The 23,581-nt window shown below is 71.5% G+C and carries 25 protein-coding genes and 1 pseudogene; 17 read left to right on the top strand and 9 right to left on the bottom strand.

What is annotated here, in order from left to right:
- Window positions 1–8 precede the first annotated feature (8 nt).
- The 5 genes from ABD378_RS39885 to ABD378_RS39905 all read left to right on the top strand — a co-directional run bounded on the left by ABD378_RS39885 (window position 9) and on the right by ABD378_RS39905 (window position 4,800).
- A complete protein-coding gene (locus ABD378_RS39885) occupies window positions 9–950 on the top strand; it encodes a segregation and condensation protein A (RefSeq protein ID WP_344529600.1) in 942 nt (313 codons plus the stop codon).
- Window positions 947–1,612 (top strand): SMC-Scp complex subunit ScpB, encoded by a 666-nt coding sequence (gene scpB / locus ABD378_RS39890; protein WP_344529602.1) that lies wholly within the window; start codon window positions 947–949, stop codon window positions 1,610–1,612. The genes ABD378_RS39885 and scpB overlap by 4 nt, the downstream gene beginning before the upstream one ends.
- Before the next feature lie 10 nt (window positions 1,613–1,622).
- Window positions 1,623–2,882, top strand: coding sequence for a pseudouridine synthase (locus tag ABD378_RS39895; RefSeq protein WP_344529604.1), 1,260 nt, complete (start codon window positions 1,623–1,625; stop codon window positions 2,880–2,882).
- 149 nt (window positions 2,883–3,031) lie between these two features.
- Complete coding sequence (locus ABD378_RS39900) at window positions 3,032–3,772, top strand: NUDIX hydrolase (RefSeq protein ID WP_344529606.1); 741 nt, start codon at window positions 3,032–3,034, stop codon at window positions 3,770–3,772.
- Entirely contained in the window at window positions 3,769–4,800 is a 1,032-nt protein-coding gene (locus ABD378_RS39905; RefSeq protein ID WP_344529608.1) for an ADP-ribosylglycohydrolase family protein, read from the top strand. Before ABD378_RS39900 ends, ABD378_RS39905 begins: the two co-directional genes overlap by 4 nt.
- Here ABD378_RS39905 and ABD378_RS39910 read toward each other — a convergent pair.
- The 4 genes from ABD378_RS39910 to ABD378_RS39925 are packed head-to-tail and all read right to left on the bottom strand — an operon-like array spanning window position 4,797 to window position 7,297.
- On the bottom strand, window positions 4,797–5,510 hold the full coding sequence (locus tag ABD378_RS39910; protein WP_344529610.1) for a nucleotidyltransferase domain-containing protein: 714 nt from the start codon (window positions 5,508–5,510) through the stop codon (window positions 4,797–4,799). The genes ABD378_RS39905 and ABD378_RS39910 overlap by 4 nt on opposite strands.
- Before the next feature lie 22 nt (window positions 5,511–5,532).
- The gene (locus tag ABD378_RS39915; protein ID WP_344529612.1) at window positions 5,533–6,000 is read right to left on the bottom strand and encodes a Rieske (2Fe-2S) protein; all 468 of its coding nucleotides are present in this window, start codon (window positions 5,998–6,000) and stop codon (window positions 5,533–5,535) included.
- The gene (locus ABD378_RS39920; RefSeq protein ID WP_344529614.1) at window positions 5,997–6,590 is read right to left on the bottom strand and encodes a DUF6529 family protein; all 594 of its coding nucleotides are present in this window, start codon (window positions 6,588–6,590) and stop codon (window positions 5,997–5,999) included. The genes ABD378_RS39915 and ABD378_RS39920 overlap by 4 nt, the downstream gene beginning before the upstream one ends.
- Window positions 6,591–6,619: 29 nt before the next feature.
- Window positions 6,620–7,297 carry a hypothetical protein gene (locus tag ABD378_RS39925; RefSeq protein WP_344529616.1) on the bottom strand — a complete coding sequence of 226 codons (678 nt, stop codon included), beginning with the start codon at window positions 7,295–7,297 and terminating at the stop codon, window positions 6,620–6,622.
- A gap of 189 nt (window positions 7,298–7,486) precedes the next feature.
- Here ABD378_RS39925 and ABD378_RS39930 point away from each other — a divergent pair, with 189 nt between their 5' ends.
- The 6 genes from ABD378_RS39930 (at window position 7,487) to der (ending at window position 12,581) form a co-directional block, all read left to right on the top strand.
- Window positions 7,487–7,954 carry a YidB family protein gene (locus ABD378_RS39930; protein WP_344529618.1) on the top strand — a complete coding sequence of 156 codons (468 nt, stop codon included), beginning with the start codon at window positions 7,487–7,489 and terminating at the stop codon, window positions 7,952–7,954.
- A 121-nt stretch (window positions 7,955–8,075) separates the two neighbouring features.
- A complete protein-coding gene (gene aroH, locus ABD378_RS39935; RefSeq protein WP_344529620.1) occupies window positions 8,076–8,438 on the top strand; it encodes a chorismate mutase in 363 nt (120 codons plus the stop codon).
- On the top strand, window positions 8,435–9,520 hold the full coding sequence (locus ABD378_RS39940; RefSeq protein WP_344529622.1) for a prephenate dehydrogenase: 1,086 nt from the start codon (window positions 8,435–8,437) through the stop codon (window positions 9,518–9,520). The genes aroH and ABD378_RS39940 overlap by 4 nt, the downstream gene beginning before the upstream one ends.
- Window positions 9,521–9,710: 190 nt before the next feature.
- Window positions 9,711–10,394 (top strand): (d)CMP kinase, encoded by a 684-nt coding sequence (cmk, locus tag ABD378_RS39945; protein ID WP_344529650.1) that lies wholly within the window; start codon window positions 9,711–9,713, stop codon window positions 10,392–10,394.
- On the top strand, window positions 10,352–11,038 hold the full coding sequence (locus ABD378_RS39950; RefSeq protein WP_344529624.1) for a lysophospholipid acyltransferase family protein: 687 nt from the start codon (window positions 10,352–10,354) through the stop codon (window positions 11,036–11,038). The genes cmk and ABD378_RS39950 overlap by 43 nt, the downstream gene beginning before the upstream one ends.
- Window positions 11,039–11,108: 70 nt before the next feature.
- Window positions 11,109–12,581 (top strand): ribosome biogenesis GTPase Der, encoded by a 1,473-nt coding sequence (gene der, locus ABD378_RS39955; protein WP_344529626.1) that lies wholly within the window; start codon window positions 11,109–11,111, stop codon window positions 12,579–12,581.
- Between the two features lie 72 nt (window positions 12,582–12,653).
- On the opposite strand, the gene ABD378_RS39960 is transcribed toward der, so the two are convergent.
- Entirely contained in the window at window positions 12,654–12,953 is a 300-nt protein-coding gene (locus tag ABD378_RS39960) for a hypothetical protein (protein ID WP_386545623.1), read from the bottom strand.
- Window positions 12,954–13,131: 178 nt separating this feature from the next.
- Window positions 13,132–13,935 (bottom strand): hypothetical protein, encoded by an 804-nt coding sequence (locus tag ABD378_RS39965; protein WP_344529630.1) that lies wholly within the window; start codon window positions 13,933–13,935, stop codon window positions 13,132–13,134.
- A 526-nt stretch (window positions 13,936–14,461) separates the two neighbouring features.
- On the opposite strand from ABD378_RS39965, the gene ABD378_RS39970 reads away from it, so the two are divergent.
- Together ABD378_RS39970 and ABD378_RS39975 are read left to right on the top strand one after the other, a co-directional pair.
- Window positions 14,462–15,106 (top strand): LysM peptidoglycan-binding domain-containing protein, encoded by a 645-nt coding sequence (locus ABD378_RS39970; protein ID WP_344529632.1) that lies wholly within the window; start codon window positions 14,462–14,464, stop codon window positions 15,104–15,106.
- 109 nt (window positions 15,107–15,215) lie between these two features.
- Window positions 15,216–15,830: a LysM peptidoglycan-binding domain-containing protein gene (locus tag ABD378_RS39975; protein WP_344529634.1), complete on the top strand. Its 615-nt coding sequence runs from the start codon at window positions 15,216–15,218 to the stop codon at window positions 15,828–15,830.
- On the opposite strand, the gene ABD378_RS39980 is transcribed toward ABD378_RS39975, so the two are convergent.
- The 3 genes from ABD378_RS39980 to ABD378_RS39990 are packed head-to-tail and all read right to left on the bottom strand — an operon-like array spanning window position 15,784 to window position 19,953.
- A complete protein-coding gene (locus tag ABD378_RS39980; RefSeq protein WP_344529636.1) occupies window positions 15,784–16,596 on the bottom strand; it encodes an ATP-binding cassette domain-containing protein in 813 nt (270 codons plus the stop codon). The genes ABD378_RS39975 and ABD378_RS39980 overlap by 47 nt on opposite strands.
- Window positions 16,593–19,436, bottom strand: a complete 2,844-nt coding sequence (locus ABD378_RS39985) for an ABC transporter permease subunit (protein WP_344529638.1) — start codon at window positions 19,434–19,436, stop codon at window positions 16,593–16,595. The genes ABD378_RS39980 and ABD378_RS39985 overlap by 4 nt, the downstream gene beginning before the upstream one ends.
- Window positions 19,437–19,440: 4 nt before the next feature.
- Window positions 19,441–19,953: a hypothetical protein gene (locus ABD378_RS39990; RefSeq protein WP_344529652.1), complete on the bottom strand. Its 513-nt coding sequence runs from the start codon at window positions 19,951–19,953 to the stop codon at window positions 19,441–19,443.
- A 135-nt stretch (window positions 19,954–20,088) separates the two neighbouring features.
- Between ABD378_RS39990 and ABD378_RS39995 the strand changes: the two genes are divergently transcribed.
- The 4 genes and pseudogenes from ABD378_RS39995 to ABD378_RS40010 form a co-directional block, all read left to right on the top strand.
- On the top strand, window positions 20,089–20,670 hold the full coding sequence (locus ABD378_RS39995; RefSeq protein WP_486389308.1) for an MTB12 C-terminal domain-containing protein: 582 nt from the start codon (window positions 20,089–20,091) through the stop codon (window positions 20,668–20,670).
- On the top strand, window positions 20,645–21,925 hold the full coding sequence (locus tag ABD378_RS40000; protein WP_344529642.1) for an ABC transporter substrate-binding protein: 1,281 nt from the start codon (window positions 20,645–20,647) through the stop codon (window positions 21,923–21,925). The genes ABD378_RS39995 and ABD378_RS40000 overlap by 26 nt, the downstream gene beginning before the upstream one ends.
- 164 nt (window positions 21,926–22,089) lie before the next feature.
- Window positions 22,090–23,370: a glycosyltransferase family 4 protein gene (locus tag ABD378_RS40005; protein ID WP_344529644.1), complete on the top strand. Its 1,281-nt coding sequence runs from the start codon at window positions 22,090–22,092 to the stop codon at window positions 23,368–23,370.
- Window positions 23,367–23,581: pseudogene (locus ABD378_RS40010) on the top strand (hypothetical protein); the annotation flags it as partial. The gene ABD378_RS40005 and the pseudogene ABD378_RS40010, both read left to right, overlap by 4 nt.

Consider the following 23,581-nt stretch of genomic DNA (forward strand, 5'->3'; position numbering starts at 1 on the left):
CCCGCCTGATGGCCACGACTGACGACTCCGCACCGCCTGCCCCTCGCCGCGCCTTGGGGCGGGGCCCGGGTGTGGCTCCGGCGGAGCCCGAACCGGAGCCACGGTCGGAGCCGGAGCCGGAGTCGTCTCCCGAGCCCGACGACGGCAGGTTCAAGGTCCGCCTCGCCAACTTCGAGGGGCCCTTCGATCTGCTGCTTCAGCTCATCTCGAAGCACAAGATGGACGTCACCGAAGTCGCGCTGTCCACGGTGACCGATGAGTTCATGGCGCACATCCGCGCCATGGGGCCCGACTGGGACCTCGATCAGACCACCGAGTTCCTCGTGGTCGCCGCCACCCTGCTCGACCTCAAGGCGGCCCGCCTGCTGCCCTCCGCGGAGGTCGAGGACGAGGCGGATCTCGCGCTGCTCGAAGCGCGGGACCTGCTCTTCGCGCGGCTGCTGCAGTACCGCGCGTACAAGCAGATCGCCGACATCTTCAGCGGGCGGCTCGAGGACGAGGCGCGGCGCTATCCGCGGACCGTGGGCCTGGAGGCCCACCATGCCGAGCTGCTGCCCGAGGTCGTCATCAGTATCGGTGCCGAGGGGTTCGCCCGGCTCGCGGTGAAGGCGATGCAGCCCCGGGCTAAGCCTCAGGTGTACGTCGACCACATCCACGCGCCGCTGGTCTCCGTGCAGGAGCAGGCCGGTCTTGTCGTGGCCCGGCTGCGGGAGCGGGGCGAGGTCAGCTTCCAGGTGCTCGTCGAGGACGCGGGGGACACCCTCACCGTCGTCGCCCGCTTCCTGGCGCTCCTGGAGCTGTACCGCGAGAAGGCCGTGGAACTCGACCAGGAGACCGCCCTGGGCGAGCTGATGGTGCGGTGGACCGGCGGGGACGGCGCGGAGCAGCCGACGGTGACCGACGAGTTCGACCGCGCCCCCGAGACGACGAGTGAGGAGACGGTCACATGAGCCCAGTGAACGACACGAGCCCTGCGGGAGACCTGGTCGGCGCCGTGGCCGATCTGGAGCTGCGGCCCGCCCTGGAGGCCGTCCTCATGGTCGTCGACGAACCGGCCACCGAGGAGCATCTCGCCAAGATCCTCGACCGGCCACGGCGGCAGGTCGCCGACGCCCTGCGGGAGCTTGCCGACGAGTACACCGTGCAGCGCCGGGGCTTCGAGCTGCGGCTCGTGGCGGGCGGCTGGCGGTTCTACACGCGGCCCGAGTACTCCGCCGCGGTCGAGCGCTTCGTCCTCGACGGGCAGCAGGCGCGGCTCACCCAGGCGGCCCTGGAGACCCTCGCGGTCGTCGCGTACCGCCAGCCGGTCAGCCGTTCGCGGGTCTCCGCGGTGCGCGGAGTGAACTGTGACGGCGTGATGCGGACCCTTCTCCAGCGGGGTCTGGTGGGGGAGGCGGGCGCGGAACCCGAAACAGGTGCGATCCTGTACAGGACGACGAACTATTTTCTGGAGCGGATGGGCCTGCGTGGCCTGGACGAGCTCCCGGAGCTCGCGCCCTTCCTCCCCGAGGCGGAGGCGATCGAGGCCGAGACGCTGGAAGGCGTTCCGTCGTTCGACCCGGACGCACCCGATGCACCGGGATACGAGTACACCGACCGCACAGTCGACTAACGGAAATTTGATGCGAAGCAGCAACGGCAGGAACAGCAGCGGAAACAACGGCGGGAGCCGTGGTGGCAACAGCGGCAGCCGTGGCAGCAGCGGTGGGCGCCCGAGCAGTGGTGGTCGCCCGAGCGGTGGTGGTCGCCCGAGCGGTGGCGGTCGCCCGACCGGCGGTGGCCGCCCGACCGGCGGTGGCCGTGGCAGCGGTGGCGGGCGTGACTTCCGGGGTTCCGGTAACAGCCCGGACCGGCAGGGCCGCGGCGCCGGTGGCGCGCGCGACGATCAGGCCGCCCCGAAGCGTGAGAGCAAGCCCCGCCCCGAGGAGCGTCGCTACGACGTAGGCGGCGACGCCTCGAAGAAGGGCCGCGGCGCGGCCGCACGAGGCGGCGCCAAGGGCGGCCCCAGGGCGCCTCAGGGCTCGGACAGGGGCACTCGGCGCGGCGCGGGAGCGCCCGCGACGTCCCGTGAGTACGACGCGCGGCAGGAAGAGCGCAACCGCGAGCGTTACGCGGGCAAGCCGAAGGTCAGCCCGCCCAAGACGTTCCCGGGCGCCGAGCAGGAGGGCGAGCGGCTGCAGAAGGTCCTCGCCCGCGCGGGCTACGGCTCGCGCCGTGCCTGTGAGGAGCTGGTCGAGCAGTCCCGTGTCGAGGTCAACGGCGAGATCGTGATCGAGCAGGGCATGCGGGTCCAGCCGGAGCGGGACGAGATCAAGGTCGACGGCCTGACGGTCGCCACCCAGTCGTACCAGTTCTTCGCGCTGAACAAGCCCGCCGGTGTCGTCTCCACCATGGAGGACACCGAGGGCCGCCAGTGCCTGGGCGACTACGTGACCAACCGCGAGACGCGTCTTTTCCACGTGGGCCGCCTGGACACGGAGACCGAGGGCGTCATCCTGCTCACCAACCACGGTGAGCTGGCCCACCGCCTCACGCACCCGAAGTACGGCGTGAAGAAGGTCTACCTCGCGCACATCGTCGGCCCGATCCCGCGTGACCTGGGCAAGCAGCTCAAGGACGGCATCCAGCTCGAGGACGGGTACGCCCGCGCGGACCACTTCCGCGTCGTCGAGCAGACCGGCAAGAACTACCTGGTCGAGGTGACGCTGCACGAGGGCCGCAAGCACATCGTGCGCCGCATGCTCGCGGAGGCGGGCTTCCCGGTCGACAAGCTGGTGCGGACGTCCTTCGGGCCGATCGCGCTTGGCGACCAGAAGTCGGGGTGGCTGCGCAGGATGTCGAACACCGAGGTCGGCATGCTGATGCAGGAAGTCGACCTCTAGGCACTAGGTCATAGGCCATAGGCCGTATCAAGGTCAGCGAAGGCGGCCGGTCCCTGCGCACGCAGGGGTCGGCCGCCTTTTTGTGCCTTGCGGGGCCGACCCCTGCACCTTTATAGTCTCAGTGACCATAAAGAAAAGGGGTGGGGGTCATGCAGGGCTACGACAAATACGCCTTCGAGCCGTTCGCCGTCACCGTCGACCTCGCCGTCTTCACCGTCCGCGCGGGCCGCCTGCACGTGCTGCTCGTCGAGCGCGGCCAGGAACCGTACGCGGGGCACTGGGCACTGCCCGGCGGATTCGTGCTCCCTGAGGAGTCGGCCGAGACCGCCGCCGGACGCGAGCTCGCCGAGGAGACCGGCCTCGCGGACAGTGACGGGCTCCACCTGGAGCAGCTGCGCACCTACAGCGAACCGGACCGCGACCCGCGGATGCGCGTCGTCTCGGTCGCCTTCGCGGCGCTCGTCCCCGATCCTCCCGCCGTGCGCGCCGGCAGCGACGCCGCCCGCGCGGAGTGGCTGGCATACGGCACCCAGGGGCCCCTCGCCTTCGACCACGACCGGATCCTCGCCGACGCCCACGACCGGGTCTGCGCCAAGTTCGAGTACACCGGCCTCGCCACCGCCTTCTGCCCGCCCGAGTTCACGCTCGGCGAGCTGCGGAAGGTCTACGAGACGGTGTGGGGCGCCGAGCTCGACCCGGCCAACTTCCGGCGCAAGGTGCTCGGCACGTCCGGCTTCGTCGACGCGATCCCCGGGGCCGCGCGCCTGACGGGCGGCCGGGGCAAACCGGCGGCCCTGTACCGCGCCGGTCCGGCCACCGCCCTGCACCCACCGCTGCTGCGTCCTTCGACCGTTCCCTCGGACATTTCCCCGGAAGGAAAGCCCTCATGAAGCGTGCCGCCACCGGATCCCTCATAGGCCTCGCCCTGGGGGACGCGCTCGGCTTCCCGACCGAGTTCAACGACGTACCGTCGATCCTCGCCAAGTGCGGGCCCTGGCGGGAGATGGAGCTGCCCAGGCCCGCGATCGTCACGGACGACACGCAGATGACGCTGGCGCTCGGCCGCGGCCTGCGTACCGCCATGGACCGAGGACCGCTCGGCCCGAAGCGGATGGAGCGGCCGGTGCGCGAGGAGTTCGTGGAGTGGTACCAGTCGCCGGAGAACAACCGCGCGCCCGGCAACACCTGCCTGCAGGCCTGCTATCTGCTCAAGACCGGCAAGCCGTGGGAGGAGGCGAGCCAGGTGCACTCCAAGGGCTGCGGCGCCAACATGCGCGTCGCGCCCATCGGGCTCGTCCCCGGCCTGAGCGACGAACAGCGGGCGGGCGCGGCGCAGCTGCAGTCCGCGCTCACCCACGGCCACCCGACGGCGCTCGCCGCGTCGGACCTCACGGCGCACGCCGTGCGGCTGCTCGCGGAGGGCGCCGAGCCGACGGGGCTCGTCGGGCTGCTGCGCTCCTATGCGTACGAGAACCGTGAGACCTACCACGGGCGCTGGCTCGGCGAGCTGTGGACACGGGGCGACGACCCGACGCCGGGGGTGTTCATCGCCCGCGGCTGGGACGAGTGCCTGGCCGTCCTGGAGCGCCTCGAGACCGCGCTGAGGCACGCCAATCCGGAGACGGACCCCTGCCTGGCCACGGGCGAGGGCTGGATCGCCGAAGAGGCGCTCGCCACGGGCCTGCTGTGCTTCCTGCAGTTCGTTGACGAGCCCCTCACCGCCCTGCGCAGGGCCGCCTGCACCTCGGGCGACTCCGACTCGATCGCCTGCCTGGCAGGGGCGTTCGCGGGCGCCCACCTGGGCGCGGAAGCCTGGCCCGCCGAGTGGGCCGAGCGGATCGAGTACCGGGAGGAGCTCCTTGAGCTCGGGGCGCTCTGGGACGAGGGCGGGGACGCGGACGGGGGCGCGGACGCCTAGGCCACTGCCGCAGCCGCCGACGCTCGGCGTACGCGGAACAGGAAGTCCTCGACCCGGCGGCGGTCCGGCTCCGGCGGCAGGGGCGTGCGCGTGGCCGCCGCGTCCGCCTCGTCCGCGAGGCGGTTCATCCAGGACTCGACGTCCGGCCAGGCGACTTCGCCGCGCTTGACCGCGAGCAGCGGCCCGCGCTGCTCGCCGACGTCGATCGTCAGCTCGCCGGTGCGCAGGAGGTCGCGGCAGCTCGTCAGGAGGCGCAGGAGGTGCATCGCGTGCTTCCAGCGGGGCTCGCCGTGCAGGCGTACGTCGTCCACCAGCTTCTTGTGCTGGCCGACGGCATAGCGGGCGAAGGTGATGTGGGCCTGGCGGGAGAGGAACGCCTCACGCAGGGCGAGGAGTTCGCGGCCGGTGTCCGTCACGCGTTCCACGAGGGGGGAGTGCAGGCACTCCAGGACGTTCGGGTTGGCGCGCAGGGCCAGTTCGCAGAAGCGCTCAAGCTCCCAGCTGAACTGCTCCTCCGCCGGTCCGTCCACATGCGTGGGCGGCTTCTCGAAGTGCCAGAAGAGCGGTGTGGGCGCCAGGAAGACACCCCTGCGGTCGGTGTCGCTGCCGTCCGTGGCCAGGCCGAAGGCGCGCGAGCCCATCACGCAGGAGTAGACGGTGTGGTCGCGTACGAGGTCCAGGGCCAGGTCCAGGTCTTTGGGGCGGTGCATGCGGGGAGCGTACGGCCACGGGCTAGCCGAGGGTGATCGAATTTCCGGTGACCGTGATGTTCTGCGGGGGGAGCGGGCGTGGTGCCGGGCCGTCCGCCACCGATGCGTCCGCCACGCGGTACTTGCTGCCGTGGCAGGCGCAGTTGATCGTGCCGTCGGCCACCTCGCTGACGATGCAGCCCGAGTGCGTGCAGACCGCGGAGAAGGCCTTGAAGTCACCCTCTTCGGGCTGGGTCACGACGAGCTTCTTGTCCTTGAGCACCTTGCCGCCACCGACGGGGACGTCGGAGGTCTTGGCCAACTCCTCCGCCTTGGGGGGAGGCTGATCCTTGCCGCCCGACTTCGACGGCGAGGGCGATGCCGCCGTCGGCTCCGACTTCGGGGGCTCCGGTTCCGCGCCCTCGTCCCCGTACTTGCTGCATCCGGCGGTCAGCGCGACCGCGCCACCCGCGGCGACGACGGTGCGCCGTGAGGGCTGTGCGTCGCTCATGTCGTCACTCCGAACGTACGGAAGAACCACAGTGCCGACGTCCACCAGACCACCGTGAGGACCACGAAGACCAGACCGCCGATCACCGGAAGCAGCCACCCGGGGAGCTTCTCCGAGCGGAGCAGCAGCATCTTGGCACTGAACGCGCCGAAGAAGAAGCAGCCGAGCAGGGAGTGCCACATCACCCTGGTCGAGTACGTCTGGTAGCCGAGGGCGTAGAGGCAGTGGACCGCCACGGGGACCGCCACCAGGAACGCGATCCGGCCCGACCAGCGGTGCAGCGCCGAGGACCAGGACGGTCCCGGCAGGCGTCCGTACACCATGAGCGCCGAGGCGACCTGGATCAGCGCGAAGGCGAACGCCGTCGTGCCCAGCCACGCCTTGACCGCGCTCGTGCTGCTGAACCCGGCGAGGTTGAAGGCCGTGCCCGCGGGGTCGTGCGTCTTGCCGTACACCCCGAGGCCGACCGCGACCACCCCGGCGACCAAGGCGGGCACGAGGTAGCGGGCGGGGTGCGGGCGGCGGTGGTCACCCGCGCCGGGGGGCGGGCCGAAGCCGCCCTGTGTCGCGGCGTTCGGATCGACGCTCATGGCGGCTCCCTGGTCGGGGCGGAGCGAGGTCAGGGCACGACGGGGCGGGCGGTGAGCTCGCCGCCGTCGAACGGGACGGTGCCGGTCTCCGGGTCGAGGCGCGGGGCCTTTCGCGGCTTGCCGTCCTCCTTGAGGATCCCGACCTGCCGCCCGTCGGGCAGGACGATCCAGCCGCCGTCTATCTCGGCGCCGCGCACCTCGGTCGTCGCGCGGTACAGGCCGGAGGGCTTCTTGGCCCTGGCGGCAGTGAAGTCGCGTGGCTGTTCGTCGATCTCGACCTTGCCGCGGACCGCGTTGTCGGCGAGGGTGCCCTCCAGCTTCGCGCCGTGCTTGCCGGTGAGGCGCATGGAGCCGTCGTCCTCGACGTCGCCCTTCAGCCAGGACTCGGCGTCACGGCCGTTGCAGTAGTACGCGATGGCCTTGTCGTCACGGATCGAGATGGAGATCGCGGCGGCGTCGTCGGCCGTGCGGCCCGCGTACTCGGACTTCCCCTTCGGCTTCTTGGACGGGCTCTTGGTGGGCGCGGGCGTGCTCTTGGTGGGCTTCGCGGATGGGGGCTTCGCGGACGTGGGCGCCGGCGACGCGGCGCCGGGGGAGTCCCCTCCGTACGACGAATTGCCCGTCCCCGTCGTCGCGTTGAGCGACAGCATGAACAGGGCGAGCAGCAGTCCCCCGAGAAGCGTGTAGAGCGGTCCGGAGCGCTTCATGCGGCCTCCCCCGAGGCGTGGGCCTTGCCGGCCCCTCCATGCAAGCGGACCCGTGCCCCGGCGTCCATAGTTGAACAGCCACCAATCAGGCCAAGTGGCGACAGGGGGCGATTCGGGCGACATTGGCATGGTCTGAGGTCCGCGCTCCTTCGAGGCGCCGACCCGGCCACTCACTCGAAGGGCGTGACCATGGCGGGTAACGATCTGGGAAGCCTTCTCGGCGGTCTCCTCGGCGGCGGTCAAGGCAGTCAAGGCGGCCAAGCCGGTGGCTCCGGAGGCGGCAACGTCCTCGGCTCGCTGCTCGGCGGCCTCCTCGGCGGCGGCACGGGCGGCGCGGGCGGAGCCCAGGGCGGCTCCGGCGGCGGCAATCCGCTGGGCGGCCTGATGGACATGATCACGAAGTCGGGCCTGGTCAGCCAGGACCAGCTCGACTCCTGGGTCGGCAAGGGCGACAACCAGCCGCTGAGCCCGGACCAGGTCAAGCAGGCCGTCCCCGACGAGACCCTGGACAAGGTGGCAACCGACGCGGGCGTCAGCCGTGACGAGGCCGCCGACCAGATCGCTCAGCAGCTGCCCCAGGCGGTCGACAAGCTGACCCCGGAGGGCCAGGTCCCCACGGGCTCGCTGGAGGACATCATCAAGGAGCAGAAGCTCTGACCCCACCCCGGTGCGGCACGCGGCGTCCGTCTCGGCAGGCGGGCGCCGCGCACTCGTCCCCGGGGCCCTGACTACCCTTGTCGGTACATCAGTCGTACGTACGCGAGCGAGGAGCAGCACTGTGGCGGTACGAGCGGTCCGGGGCGCCGTCCAACTGGAGCGGGACGCGGCCGACCACATGGACGAGCAGGTCAGCGAGCTGCTCACCGCCATCCTCGAACGGAACGCGCTGACGCAGGAGGACCTGATCAGCATCTGGTTCACCGCGACGCCCGATCTGCACAGCGACTTCCCCGCGGCGGCGGCGCGCAGGCTCGGCATCGTGGACGTCCCGCTGATCTGCGCGCAGGAGCTGCAGATCGAGGGCGCCATGCCGCGGGTCGTCCGCGTCCTCGCGCACATAGAGTCCCCCAAGCCCCGCGCCGAGATCACGCACGTCTACCTCGGCGAGGCGGCCACCCTGCGCAAGGACATCGCCCAGTGAGAACCGCTCTCGTCATCGGCACCGGCCTGATCGGCACCTCAGCCGCCCTGGCCCTCGTCTCGCGCGGTGTGACCGTGCACCTCGACGACCACGACCCCGGGCAGGCCCGCACGGCTGCCGCGCTCGGCGCCGGCACGGACGAAGCGCCCGAGGGGCGTGTCGACCTGTGCGTCGTCGCCGTGCCGCCCGCACATGTCGCGGCGACCCTGGCCGACGCCATGCGGCGCGATGTGGCCCGCGGCTACATCGACGTGGCGAGCGTCAAGGGCGGCCCCCGCAGGGATCTGGAGGCGCTCGGCGTCGACCTCACCCCGTACATCGGCACGCACCCCATGTCGGGGCGCGAGCGCAGCGGCCCCCTCGCCGGCACCGCCGACCTCTTCGAGGGGCGGCCGTGGGTGCTCACGCCGACCCGCGACACCGACACCGAGGTCCTCAACCTCGCTCTGGAGCTCGTGGCCCTCTGCCGCGCCGTGCCGGTCGTCATGGACGCCGACGCGCACGACCGCGCGGTCGCCCTCGTCTCGCACATGCCGCACCTGGTCTCCAGCATGGTCGCGGCGCGTCTCGAGAACGCCGAGGAGACGGCGGTGCGCCTGTGCGGACAGGGCATCCGTGACGTCACACGCATCGCCGCGTCCGATCCGCGGATGTGGATCGACATCCTGTCGGCCAACCCCGGCCCCGTCGCCGATCTGCTGTCCGCCGTCGCCACCGATCTCGACGAGACGGTGACGGCGCTGCGGGCGCTGCAGTCGGCGGACGACGTGAAGCGGAGCGAGGGCGCCGCGGGGGTCGAGAGCGTGCTGCGGCGCGGGAACGCGGGACAGGTCAGGGTGCCCGGCAAGCACGGGGCGGCGCCTGCGACGTACGAGGTCGTGGCGGTGCTCATCAACGACCAGCCGGGTCAGCTGGCCAGGATCTTCGCCGACGCGGACCGGGCCGGGGTGAACATCGAGGACGTACGCATCGAGCACGCGACGGGGCAGCAGGCGGGCCTGATGCAGCTGATGGTGGAGCCGAAGGCGGTTCCGGTGCTCACCGCGGCACTGAGGGAGCGGGGCTGGGCCATCCGGCAGTGAACGGGGCCGATCGGCTGCGGGGCGATCGGACGGGTGGGCGGAAAAGATCCGCCGCGAAGCGGGCGGGACAGGGGCGCCCCACCGGGCAGTAAGAGACACCCGTGGGAGCCAGTAACCTTATCCGGGGCAAGGAATGCCGCCCCGCTCCAGCCCCGTGCACACAGAAAGGTGCCCGCACCCCGTGGAAACCGTGGAAACCGCCCCGGCATCAGTGATCGTCGCCATCGACGGGCCCTCCGGCACGGGCAAGTCGAGCACCTCGAAGGCCGTCGCCGCCCAGCTCGGCCTCAGCTACCTGGACACCGGCGCCCAGTACCGCGCGATCACCTGGTGGATGGTGCACAACGGCATCGAGCTGACGGACCCGACCGCCATCGCCGCGGTCGCGGGCAAGCCCGAGATCATCTCCGGCACCGACCCGCTCGCCCCGACCATCACGGTCGACGGCACGGACGTCGCGGGGCCGATCCGCACCACCGAGGTCACCTCGAAGGTCAGCGCCGTCAGCGCCGTCCCCGAGGTGCGCGCCCGCATCACGGAGCTGCAGCGCACCATCGCCGCGTCCGCCGAGAAGGGCATCGTCGTCGAGGGGCGTGACATCGGTACGACCGTCCTGCCCGACGCCGACCTGAAGATCTTCCTCACGGCTTCGCCCGAGGCCCGCGCCGCCCGCCGCAGCGGCGAGCTCAAGGGCGCCGACGTCGCCGCCACGCGTGAGGCGCTCATCAAGCGGGACACGGCCGACTCGAGCCGCAAGACGTCCCCGCTCGCCAAGGCCGACGACGCCGTCGAGGTGGACACCACCGAACTCACGCTGCAGCAGGTCATCGAGTGCGTCGTCACCCTTGTCGAGGAGAAGCGGGCAGCGAAGTGACGGCGGCGCCATCGGAACGGGGTGCGGAGGTCGGCCGCCGCATCGGCGTCGGCCTCATGTACGGCCTGTGGAAGCCCCGTGTCCTTGGCGCCTGGAAGGTCCCCGCGGCCGGCCCGGTGATCCTGGCCGTGAACCACTCCCACAACGTCGACGGCCCGATGGTGATGGGGACGGCCCCCAGGCCGACGCACTTCCTCATCAAGAAGGAAGCGTTCATCGGGCCCCTGGACCGCTTCCTGCACGGCATCGGGCAGCTGAAGGTGGACCGTGAGATCGCCGACCGCACGGCGATCACCCGGGCCCTCGGCGTGCTCGACGACGGCGGCGTCCTCGGGATCTTCCCCGAGGGCACCCGGGGCGAGGGCGACTTCGCCTCGCTGCGCGCAGGCCTCGCGTACTTCGCCGTACGCAGCGGAGCGCCGATCGTGCCGGTGGCGGTCCTGGGAAGCACGGAGAAGCGCGGACGGTTGATAAAGGGGCTGCCCCCGCTGCGCAGCAGGGTCGACGTCGTCTTCGGCGACCCCTTCGAAGCGGGCGACGGCAGCGGACGGCGTACGCGCAAGGCGCTGGACGAGGCGACCGTGCGCATCCAGGAGCGGCTCACCGCCCATCTGGACAACGCCAGGCGCCTGACCGGGCGCTGAGCGAGACTTTCAGTAGTGGCCCGTCGCGAGGCGGTCCACCGATCACGAATACGACAGAGGTACGGACTTCATGAACGACCAGATCCAGCCCGAAGGCTCGGCTGAACACGAGCACGGGGCGCTTGGCGATGCCGAGTACGCGGAGTTCATGGAGCTCGCCGCGGAAGAGGGCTTCGACCCCGAGGACGTCGAAGGCGCGATCGGCGAGGCGGGCCACGGCCCGCTGCCCGTCCTCGCGGTGATCGGCCGCCCGAATGTCGGCAAGTCGACCCTCGTCAACCGCATCATCGGCCGCCGCGAGGCGGTCGTCGAGGACCGCCCCGGCGTGACCCGCGACCGCGTGACGTACGAGGCCGAGTGGGCGGGCCGCCGCTTCAAGCTCGTCGACACCGGCGGCTGGGAGCAGGACGTCCTCGGCATCGACGCGTCCGTGGCCGCCCAGGCGGAGTACGCGATCGAGGCGGCCGACGCGGTCGTCTTCGTCGTGGACGCCACGGTCGGCGCCACCGACACGGATGAAGCGGTCGTACGGCTCCTTCGCAAGTCGGGCAAGCCCGTCGTCCTGTGCGCCAACAAGGTCGACGGCCAGTCCGGCGAGGCCGACGCCACCGCCCTGTGGGCCCTCGGCCTCGGCGAGCCGTACCCCGTCTCGGCGCTGCACGGCCGCGGCACCGGCGACATGCTGGACGCCGTCCTGGAGGCGCTGCCCGAGGCGCCCGCCACGACCTTCGGCCTCACCGTCGGCGGCCCGCGCCGCATCGCGCTCATCGGCCGCCCGAACGTCGGCAAGTCGTCCCTGCTCAACAAGGTGGCGAACGAGGACCGCGTGGTCGTCAACGAGATCGCGGGCACCACCCGTGACCCGGTCGACGAGCTCATCGAACTCGGCGGTGTCGTCTGGAAGTTCGTGGACACCGCGGGCATCCGCAAGCGCGTCCACCTCCAGCAGGGCGCCGACTACTACGCATCGCTGCGCACGGCGGCCGCCGTCGAGAAGGCGGAGGTCGCGGTCATCCTGATCGACGCCAGCGAGTCGATCAGCGTCCAGGACCAGCGCATCGTCACGATGGCCGTCGAGGCGGGCCGCGCCATCGTCGTCGCGTACAACAAGTGGGACACCCTCGACGAGGAGCGCCGCTACTACCTGGAGCGGGAGATCGAGACCGAGCTCCTCCAGGTGGCCTGGGCCCCCCGGGTCAATGTCTCCGCCGAGACCGGCCGCCACATGGAGAAGCTCGTCCCGGCCATCGAGGCGGCCCTCGCGGGCTGGGAGACGCGCGTCCCGACGGGGCGGCTCAACGCCTTCCTCGGCGAGCTCGTGGCCGCCCACCCGCACCCGATCCGGGGCGGCAAGCAGCCCCGCATCCTCTTCGGCACGCAGGCGGGCACGAAGCCGCCGCGGTTCGTGCTCTTCTCCTCCGGCTTCATCGAGCACGGCTACCGCCGTTTCGTGGAGCGCAGGCTCCGCGAGGAGTTCGGCTTCGAGGGCACGCCGATCCACATCTCGGTCCGGGTGCGCGAGAAGCGCGGTCGCAAGAAGTAACCACGGACGGACCAACGGGCCGGGCCCCGCCTTCACGAAGAAGGCGGGGCCCGGCCCGTTCGCGGTGGCGCCTCAGAGCCCCCTGCGCGGTCCCGGCGGCAGCGCCGCGGGGAACTGCTGCTGCGCCGTGCCGTGCTGCTCGTGGCCGTAGCGGGTGACGTGCAGCTGGCTGAAGGTGTTGTGCCGCTGTTCGTGCCGGTCGCCGGCACGGTGCATGCCGTACGGCGCGCTGCCGAACGACGTGAACCCCAGATCCTCCTCGCCGGTCCGGTCTCCCGGAAGGGCCTTGAACGACCTGCGGTACTCCGAGTAGAGCGCGTCGTAGATCGGCGTGGCCGAGTGGTCGGCCCCCGTGTCCTGCGCCGAGCGCATGGAGGGGATGGGGGTCTGGTACGCCGGCCGGGGGCGGGAGGGGTCGTATGTGTGCACGTATGTGCCAACGACCCCATGCTCGTACGGATGCGGGGGCCGCGCCGCTTTCACGGGGCGCCGGGGGCGTGACCGGCGCAGTCGGGACTCGGGGTGTTCGGGCGGCGCGGCCCGCGAGGCCTCAGGTGCCTGCCAGCGGCATCGCCGCCGCGACGAGGCGCCCGTGCCCGGCGGCCTTGTCCAGGGCGTCGCGCAGCAGGTCCTCGCGCGGCTGGCGGCCGATGGAGCCGACCGGCGCCGCGAACAGGAGCACCGTCTGCAGCTTGTTGGCCGCGGCCCGCCAGGCCTCGGTGACCTGGAGCGGGTGGTGGGCCTGCCACCAGGCGACGGGGGTGCCGCCGGCGCCGGGCTGGAGCACGGCGTGCAGCTGGCCCATGGCGAGCAGCACCGACCAGCCGTGCAGCACGGGGGGTACGCCGTCCAGCGAGTCCACCGGCGTGAAGCCCTGCTCGACCAGGAGCTGCAGGAAGTCGTCGCCGCCGCCGGGCGCGCTGCCGGGGCGCGCGATGGTGCCGGTCGGCTCGACGACGAGCGCGGGCCGCAGCTCGCCGTCGATGAGGACGAGACCGCTGGTCACACCGAGGACCGCCTGGTCGGGCACTCCTTCGCCGGGAGCGGGGGCGGGGACCCCGGCGAGGCCGGTGCCGTCCTCGCCGGTGATCGAGCGCACGGCGCCCTGCAGTTGCTCCTCGGAGACCTGGACGATCTGGGAGGGCAGGCAGGTGGCGTGGGCGAAGGCGAGTACGGCGGTCTCGTCGCCGATGAACAGGACCGTGCTGGTGCGTTCCTGCTCCGTGTCGCCGGGGGTGCGGCAGGAGGTGCAGTCGTAACTGCCCGGGGCGTTCTCTCCGGCGAGCAGCCGGTCGGCTTCTTCGTCGCCGATCTCGGCGCGTACGTCGTCGCCGACGTCGAGCATGCGCGGCACGGGTGGCTCCTCGGAATCGTTGCGTGCGGGCCGGGGGTGCCCGGCTCATAAGAAGACAACGGGCGATCAGTGGCGCAAGTCACGCGCGAAGGCGAACGGAATCGAACCATCCGCAGCGGAGGGTGAGTTGTCCGGCGGAATCCGTCACTCCGCGCCAACGCCTTCCGCGTACAGGGAAGTTGGGGCGGTGAGCTGGGTCACAGATCATCATGGCGACAGGTCGACAAATCCTGAAATCAGTGAATTAAGTGGCTGGCTTAAATTCGCCGATACTCCGGGTAACGGGCAACTGGCCTGGAATGACAAGGAGTTGGTTGGTATCGGGGCGAGTAGGCACCTAGATTCCACCGCTGTGTGCAGTGAGCACCGCTCGGGTACGTCCGCCGGCCGCACCAGTCAGCCAGCTCAAGCACCGCGGCACGAACGTGCCGCACTCCGGCGGACGGGGTGAGCGGGCCTCCGGCGTCAGATGCGCGAGGAGGTCCGGGACACCTGGGGGACCCCGGGTCCTTCGAGAGGGATATTCATGTCCGCACGTCCCAAGTGCATTCGCAGGACAGCAGTGATCGGCGGAGCGGCGTTGCTCGCCCCGCTGGGACTGCTCACCGCCACCGGCCAGGCCGGAGCGGCGGACAGCGGAGTGTGGGATCGCATCGCGCAGTGCGAGAGCGGCGGAAACTGGCAGATCAACACCGGGAACGGCTACTACGGAGGACTGCAGTTCTCCGCGTCGACCTGGCGCGGGTACGGCGGAGGAGCCTATGCGGCGACCGCCGACAAGGCGTCCAAGGCGCAGCAGATCGCTGTCGCCACGAAGGTCCAGCGCGCTCAGGGGTGGGGCGCCTGGCCCAGTTGCTCGGCGCGGGCGGGTGCGTCCGGCAGCGCTCCGGGGGCGGCAGCCGCTCCGGCGGCCCCCAAGGCCGCCAAGGCTCCCCAGGCCCCCCAGGCACCCAACGCGGCCGGGCAGCAGCCCGCCAAGCCGCAGAAGCGTGCGCCGAGTCATGTCGACCGGGGCTCCGGGCGCGGTGACCACACCGTCCGGCAGGGGGACACCCTGAGCCGGATCGCGGCGGCGCACGGCGTCAGCTGGCAGAAGGTGTACTCCGCCAACAAGGCGGTCATCGGCGGGGATCCGAACGTGATCCTGCCCGGGCAGCGGCTCGATCTCTGAGTTCCGCCCTCAGGGGCGCGGTCCCGCTCGGTCGTCCGACCGGGTGGGGCCGCGCCCGTGGCGGCGCGGCACGGCTCGGCACCGTGCCGGCGCTGCCTAGCTTGGCCGGATGTATCCGATGCCGATCAAGAGTCTTCGGTCGTTGTGGCCCGCTGGTCTGGTCGTCGCCGCTGTCTCCTCGCTGCTGCTGCCGGTATCCGCGTCCGCGGCTCCGCCACCGCCCCTGCCGGGGCCCGGGCCCGCCGCCGCGGCGTACGACTGCTCACGCACCGAGGGGCCCTGGAACTGCCTCGCGCAGTGCGAGAGCACCGGCAGGTGGCATGTGAACACCGGGAACGGCTTCTACGGAGGGCTGCAGTTCAAGCAGTCCACCTGGGTGGAGCACGGCGGGCTCAAGTACGCGCCGCGTGCCGACCTCGCCACCAAGAAGGAGCAGATCAAGGTCGCCGAGGAGGTACTGCGCAACCAGGGGTGGAAGGCCTGGCCCGTGTGCTCGAAGAAGATCCCCAAGGAGATTCGGGAGGGCCACGTCGTCGTGCACGTGGTGAAGGCGGGGGAGACGCTGAGCTCCATCGCCCGGCGCTACAAGGTGCGGGGCGGATGGCAAGCGCTGTATCAAGCCAACCGGAAGGCCGTGGGAAGCCGGCCCGACGAGCTGGATGTCGGCACCAAGCTGGTCATCCAGAAGAAGACTGTCCCGGCCGCGGCCGGCTCCGGCGGCTGAGTTCGCTCGCCTCGCCGCTGAACACGACCGCGCCACGGCGCAGTTCGTGCACCACCACTGCCGTCCGGCTCGCGTGTTCGCGCAGGCCGGGCGGCAGTCGCTGTTCCGCGGTCATGACGCAGGTGTGCGTGCTCAGGCCGATCAGGAGGTCGTACGTCCGGGACGCGACGGCGGGGGACATGCCCTGGGTGGGTTCGTCGATGAGGATCACGCGGGTGCGGGTGCGGGTGCGGGTGCGGGTGCGGGTGCGGGCCGTCAGGAGGGCGCGGGAGAGGGCGAGCATGCGTTGCTCGCCGCCGGAGAGGGTGCCTGCCCGGCGGGGGAGCAGGGGGCGTAGTTCGGGGTACGCGGCCAGGGCGGGGGCGACCGGGGTGGTGTCTGCTTCGGTGGTGTCTGCTTCGGGGATTTCTGCGTCGGTGGTGTCCGCTTCGGTGATGTCTGCTTCGGCTTTCGGGGCGGACAGTTCGAGGTTCTCGGCCACGGTGAGGTGGCCGAACACCGCTTGTCCGTCCGGTACGAAACACAGGCCCCGCCTCGCGCGTTCGTGGGCGGTGAGCCGGGTGACGTCCATTCCGTCCCAGGTGACGGTGCCGGTGGTGAGGGGGGCCGTGCCGGCCAGGGCGCGCAGCGCTGTCGTGCGGCCCGAGCCGTTGCGGCCCAGGAGGACGGTGAGGCCGGGGGACGGGGCGGCGAGGGTCACGCCGTGCAAGGCCTCCAGGGGGCCGTAGCGGACGCGGGCCTGGTGGAGTTCGATGCCGGTTCTCATGGGGCTGCCCTGTGGAGGACTTCGGCCGGGGGGCCTGACGTGACGATGCGGCCCGCTGCCATGACGTGCACGGTGTCGGCCAGGTTCGCCACCAGGTCGATGTCGTGCTCGACCACCAGGAGTGCCATGCCGTCGGCCGCGAGGGCCCGCAGGACGCGGGCCAGTGCGGCCACTTCGGCGGTGTCCAGGCCTGCCGCCGGTTCGTCCAGGAGGAGGGTGTGGGGCCGGCCTGCCAGGGCTCGGGCCAGTTCGACGCGTCTGAGGGTGCCGGTGGGGAGGTCTGCGGCGGGGTGGTGGCGGGTTGTGGTGTGGTGCAGGTCGAGGAGGCGGAGGGCTTGGGTGGTGGCTTGGCGGTCTTGGGGGTGCTTGGACCTGGCCTGGTCCGCGCCCACTTGGACGTTCTCTGTGATGGTCAGGGACGGGAACACCGCCAGTTGCTGGAAGGTGCGGGCCACGCCCAGGCGGGTGCGGGCGTGGGCGGGGGTGCGGGTGATGTCCTTGCCGTCGTAGGTGATGCGGCCCTTGTCGGGGCGGAGGGTGCCGGCCAGGCAGTGGAAGAGGGTGCTCTTTCCTGCGCCGTTGGGGCCTACTACGGCGGTGATGTGGCCGGGGGGTACGGAGAGGTCCACGCTGTCCAGGGCGGTGAAGCCGTCGTAGGTGGCGGTGATCTTGTGGGCCGTCAGGGGGTGTGGGGGTTCGCGGCGGGGCCTGTTTGGGGGCGGGGCCGCGCCGGTATGTCCGTCCTCGCTATCGTCCGGTGGCCGCTTTGGTGCTTCGGGGCTGGAGTGCCGCGAACCGTGCTCCGGGCGGACATACCGGCACGTCCCCTCGCGTGCGCCGCCGACTGCGGGCTCGTGGAGGCTGGTCTCCCTTGCCTCCGCAGCCCCCGCCCCCGCCCCACCTCCATTGCTGTACGCGCTCCCTACCCGCCCCTTGGCACTGCGGGGCAATCGGGTGGGTGGGCGGGAAAGCTTGTTCGTCCAGGGGCGGATGCGGGGTGATCGGGCGGGTGGGTGGGAAGTGGGGGGCAAAGCGCTGCGGGCTCGCCGCCCCAGGGGGGTCAGGGAAAGGCGGCGGCTCCAACCGGCGGCAGCCGGCACGCGGGCTACCAGTACCGCGAGGATGCCGATCAGCGCCGCCGCCACGCCACCCCGCGCGCCCGCGTCGAGGCCCACAAGGAGCGCCGCCGCAACGACCGCTCCCAGCAGGCTGTCCGCGCCCAGGACCACCACCGCCGCGAACCAGAGGAGCCCGCGCACGGGGTCGTACGCGGCTGGGTCGAAGGCTCGTAGGCCCATGCCCAGCATTCCGCCCCCCAGGGCGGCCAGCGCCGCGCCGGCCACGAAGGCCGTGAGCTTCAGGGTGCGGACCGGGACGCCCGCGGCACTCGCCCCCGCCTCGTGGTCCCGCATCGCGGCAAGCGCGCGTCCCATGCGGCCCCTGCGCATGCTGATCGCGAAGAGCAGCGCAGCGGCGAGCAGGGCCAGTTCCAGGACGTAGTAGGCGCGGTCGCTGTCGAAGCCCGCCGGGCGGTCCAGGGTGAGGCCCGACGTCGCGTACGGCTGGGCGAAGACGAAGCGGCTGACGCCGACGCCGACCGCGAACGTCGCCAGGGCGAGCGCGAGGCCGCGGCGGTTGATCGCGGGCCAGCCGGTGAGGAGGCCGAGCGGGGCCACCAGGAGGACGGCCACGGCCAGGGCGGGGAGGTGGGGGAGTTCGGGCAGGCCCGGGAAGCGACCCGCCGTCAGGAGCGCGGTGAAGAGGGCGCCAAGGCCCGCGTACGCCGCCTGGCCGAGAGAGATCTGGCCGCCTCTGCCCGTCACGATCACCAGGGAGAGGAGGATGACGGCCAGGGCCGGGACCTGCACCGAGGTCGTCAGGTCAGAGCCCGCGAAGCCCAGCGGGATGAGGAAGAGGACCGCGGCCACTATCCACGCGCCCGGTGGCGTCGGGACGCGCGCCGTCGCCGTGCGGGGGAGCGTGTTCTGCGAGCCGATGCCCGGGAGCACGAGGGCCGTGACGAGGAGGGCCACCACGAAGAGGTTCGCTCCCAGGGCCTGGAGGAGGGGTTCCGCCCAGCCCGACGGGTGCAGGCGGGTCAGTTGGCTCTGGGCCACGCCCAGGGCCAGTGCCACTGCTACCGCGATGGACAGGCTCCGCATGCGGGCCGCCACCGCTACCGCCACCACCTCCATCACGAGGAGCGGCATGCCGTAGGGATCCAGGCGTACGAAGGGGGCGAGCAGCACGCCGGTGAGGCCCGCGGTGAACGCGCCGAACGCCCAGCCCACTGATGCCACCCGGTCCGCGTCGATACCGCTGAGGACCGCGAGGGGGCGGTTGTCGACCACGGCCCGCAGTTCGCTGCCGAAGCGGGTCCAGCGGGTGACCGCCCAGACCGCCCCGGCGAGGGCGAGCGTCACCGCGAGCGGAGCCCAGGGCTCCGTCGATACGAGGGTGGGGGCGTCCGCCTTCGCTCCTGGGCCCCAGATCAGTGCCGCGCCACCGACCAGGAGGATGAAGACGCCGATCGACGCCACCAGGGTCTGGGCCGGGTCGCTGCCCAGGATCGACAAGGGGCGGAAGACCGCCTTCTCCAGGAGCAGGCCGATGGCCGGGGCGACGAGGAGCAGCGTGACCGCCGTGGCCAAGGGGAGGGGCCAGTTCCACTCCACTGTCAGCTGGCGCAGGACGTACGCGCAGACCATCGCGATGGCGCCGTGCGCGAAGTTGAGGACACCGGTCGCGCGGTACGTGACGATCAGGCCGATGCCGGTGAGGGCCGCCGCGCTGCCGACCGCGAGCCCGGCCAGCGTCAGGTCGTAGCTCAGGGAGGCCACCGGGTCATCGCTCCGGTGACGGGGCGGTGGGGGTCGGCTGTGGTTCGCAGATGGGGCAGGGGCTCAGGTCGCCGGTCGCCAGGATGTGGGCGTCCGCGGGGACCGCTTCCGGTTTTCCCGCCACCAGGGGGCAGTCCGCCCGGTGCCAGAGGGTTCCGCCGGGGATCATCAGGAGGTCGCCGCTGGTCGCGACCGGGGCCGGCCGCACCGGCGTGGCGGGAGCCGTGCCCGCCGTCACCAGGAGTTCGTACAGCTCCTCCACGCGCGCCGTGGCCAGGGTGCTCCTGCCGTGGGTGAAGAGCACCGCACCGGCGATGACCAGTGCCGCGCCCGGCACCGTGCACGACGCGAGATACGGGAGCTGCCGCTCGGCGAAGCGCTCGCCCGAGATGCCGTACCAGCCGACCACGCAGAGCACCGCACCGGCGGCGAGGGCGGCGAAGGCCACCCAGAGGACGGGGCGCACGGCGCGGAGCCGGGCCGAACGAGCTGTCTGATCCGGTTGAGCCGCCCGCATCTGCGCCCCCTGGGACACGTTCGTAGCGTCGGTGGGCTGTCCATGTCAGCCGATGGCTTGCACTATGCCTTCTGCAAGCTGACCCTGAAAGCACCGGGCCCTGATGGCCCGGACCGACACCCGGTGGTGAGCCAGATGGTTCTCTGGACCAGCCCCAGGCGGGGGAGCGATCTCAGGCGGGGGAGGGTGCGGAGCGCGGCTATGGCGGCTGCCGCGGTCCTGCTCGTCGCTCCGGCCGCCGTGGCATGCGGTGATGACAGCGGCGGTGGCGGCGAGAGCGATCCGCCCAAGCCGTCCGCCGAGAAAACGACGCAGGAGGTCCCTTCGCAAGCCCCTTCGGACGACGCGAGCGCGCCCGCGGACCCGGCGGCGGCCGAGAAGGAGGTCAAGGAGAACTTCGAGAAGTTCTTCGATCCCGCCGTCTCCATGAAGGACAAGGAGGCCGTCCTCGAGAACGGGCCGAAGATGCGCGCCGTCCTGAAGAGCTTCAGCGGCGACGAGCGGGGCAAGCAGGTCAGCGCGGACGTCAACAAGGTCGAGTTCACCTCGGCGACCGAGGCGGACGTGACGTACGCACTGACCCTGAAGGGTGCCACCGCGCTGCCCGACGCCTCGGGCACCTCCGTCAACCAGGACGACACCTGGAAGGTGTCCGTCAAGACCCTCTGCGCATTGGTGAAGCTGAGCGGCAATGAGTCGCCCGGTCCGGGCTGCTGAGGTCCTTGCCGCAGCCGTGCTGCTCGTGGCGGTGGCGGGGTGCGGCAGCCGGCTCCCGGAGAGCGACTTCGAGCGCGGGAGCACGGCGCCCGCCCCGTCGGGGGCGCCGATCCGGGTCGGCATCATCACCAGTGCGACGAGCCCGGTCGGCGGCTCCGCGTTCACCGGGCCGCGGGACGGGGCCAAGGCGTACTTCGAACGGCTGAACGCGCGGGGCGGGATCGACGGGCGCGAGGTCGAGGTGCGTACGTGCGACGACGGCGGCAGCGGCGTCGGCAACAACGAATGCGTGCACAAGCTGGTCGACGAGCAGCGCGTCGTCGCGCTCGTCGCGACGAGTTCACTCGACTACGCCGGGGCCTCCCGTGTCTCCCGCGCACGCGTGCCCGATGTCGGGGGACAGCCGATCGGGTCCGCGTACGACACCTATCCGCATCTCTACGGCATCTACGGCAGCCTCGCCCCACGGGACGGGAAACCGGGCTGGGGCGGCAAGCTGATCGGCGGGACCGAGGTCTACCGCTACTTCAAGCGGGAGCAGGGGGCACGGACCGCCGCCGTCGTCTCCTACAACCAGGCCGCATCCGCCGCGTACGCCCGTCTCGTCACCCGGGGCCTGAAGGCCGAGGGCTACAAGGTGGTCACCGAGCAGGTCGACTTCGCGCTGCCCAACTTCCGCGCGGCGGCGGCCGATCTGAAGGAGCAGGGCGCCGACCTCGTCTTCGACGCGATGGACACCCACGGCAACGCCCAGCTGTGCGAGGCGATGGACGACGTGGGCGCCGAGGTCACCGCCAAGGTCACCAACGTCCAGAACTGGACCTCCTCCGTGGCCGACGACTACAAGGACGCACCGCGCTGCCGCAACGCCCTGTGGGCCACCGGCGCGAGCCGCAACTACGAGGACACGGACCAGCCGGCCGTACGCGAGTTCCGCGACGCCATGAAGGACACCAAGGCGCTCTCCCAGTGGCAACTGGAGGGCTGGGCCGCCGCCATGTGGTTCACGGACGCCGCGAAGTCGTGCCGCGGGGACGTCACGCGCGCGTGTGTCGACCGCTTCATGAACCGGGACAAGTCGTACACCGCGCGTGGGCTGCTGCTCCCGGTGACGTACGAGGAGCGGGCCGAGCCGCCCGAGAGCCGCGAGGCCTGTGTGTCGGTGGCCCGCTGGAAGGACGGTGAGGGGTGGGTCACACAGGGAGAAATGAGCGACAACTGCTTCGACGTGCCGCAGCTCTCCTACCAGCCATGATGCGTGTATCTAGCAGGAAAGTTCCCGAAACCGGATACCAATGGCACAACTGTTCAGGAACAAGATGATGATGAAACCCAACCCTCTGTCCGTATTCCCCGTCTAACCCTGCGGTAGGCGGACGAGAAGGACTGTCCGCGGGGAAGCGTGGGATACGGGGACGCATGCACATCTCTTTCCTGATTCACAACGCGTACGGAATCGGCGGGACGATCCGGACGACGTACAACTTGGCGAACACGCTCGCCGAGCAACACGACGTCGAGATCGTCTCCGTCTTCCGGCACCGTGACGACCCCGTGTTCTCGCCAGACTCCCGCGTCAGGCTGAGTCACCTTGTCGACATGCGCAAGGAAAGCCCCGGCTACGAGGGGGAGACCGCCGACGCCCTGCGGCCCGCTCGCACGTTCCCCAGCGCGGAAGGCCGCTACGACCAGTACGGCGCCCTCACCGACCGGCGCATCGCCGAGCATCTCTCCTCGGTCAGCGCCGATGTGGTGGTCGGTACGCGGCCGGGCCTGAACGTGCACCTCGCCCGCGAGACCGCCCGCGGCCCGCTGCGGGTCGGCCAGGAACACCTCACGCTCGACAGCCACTCCAAGGAACTGCGCCGTCAGCTGCGCAGCGTCTACCCACGCCTCGACGTCCTGACCACGACGACCGAGGCCGACGCCCGCGCCTACCGCCGCACGATGCGCCTGCCGGGCGTCCACATCCAGGCCGTGCCCAACCCCGTGCCCGCGCCCGGCGTCGAGCCCGCAGACGGCAACCAGAAGTGGGTCGTCGCGGCGGGGCGGCTCGCCCCCGTCAAGCGGTACGACCTGCTGATCCGGGCCTTCGACCAGGTACGCGCCGAGCGCCCCGACTGGCGCCTTCGGATATACGGCGGCGGCAAGCAGAAGGACAAGCTGCGCGCCCTGATCGATGAACTCGGCCTCTACAACCACGTCTTCCTGATGGGACCCGCCCACCCCATCGAGCCCGAGTGGGCCAAGGGCTCCATCGCGGCCGTCACCTCAAGCCTGGAGTCCTTCGGCATGACGATCGTCGAGGCGATGCGCTGCGGCCTGCCCGTCGTCGCCACCGACTGCCCGCACGGGCCCGGCGAGATCATCGAGAACGGCGTCGACGGACGCCTCGTCGAGGTCGGCAACCCCGACGCGATCGCGGGCGGACTGCTCGAACTGATCAACAACGACACGCTGCGCCGGCGGATGGCGGGCGCCGCGCTGGAGGACTCCGAGCGCTTCGACCCGGCCCGCATCGCCGAACGCTACGACGCGATGTTCACCGGGATGCTTGCCCGGGGCAGCTCCTTCGGCGGCCGGATGCGCGGCTCGCTGCATCGCACCCGCGGCGCGCTGCTCGGCGGCGCGTACGCGGTGCGGGACATCGGACACGGGGTGCCGACCAGCGGCATACAGACGAAGGGATCCACCGCATGACGGCCTTGGCCACCCCGGACGCCTCATCGCCCTGCGACACCGGTGCCGACCAGGACGTCGCCGCGGCACCGCGCGCCGACTGCATAGCCGACTCCGCGGGCGGCCTCACCTTCGACGTCACCGACACCGGCGGCGAGGGCGCGGCCTACCTGCTGCTGCGCCGCCGCGATGCCGCGTCCGCCGCCGAGGACGTGCGCCTGCCGCTGTCCCC

Origin of the sequence: Streptomyces rectiviolaceus, from assembly GCF_039533825.1 — a bacterium.
In the GTDB taxonomy this organism is placed as follows: domain Bacteria; phylum Actinomycetota; class Actinomycetes; order Streptomycetales; family Streptomycetaceae; genus Streptomyces; species Streptomyces rectiviolaceus.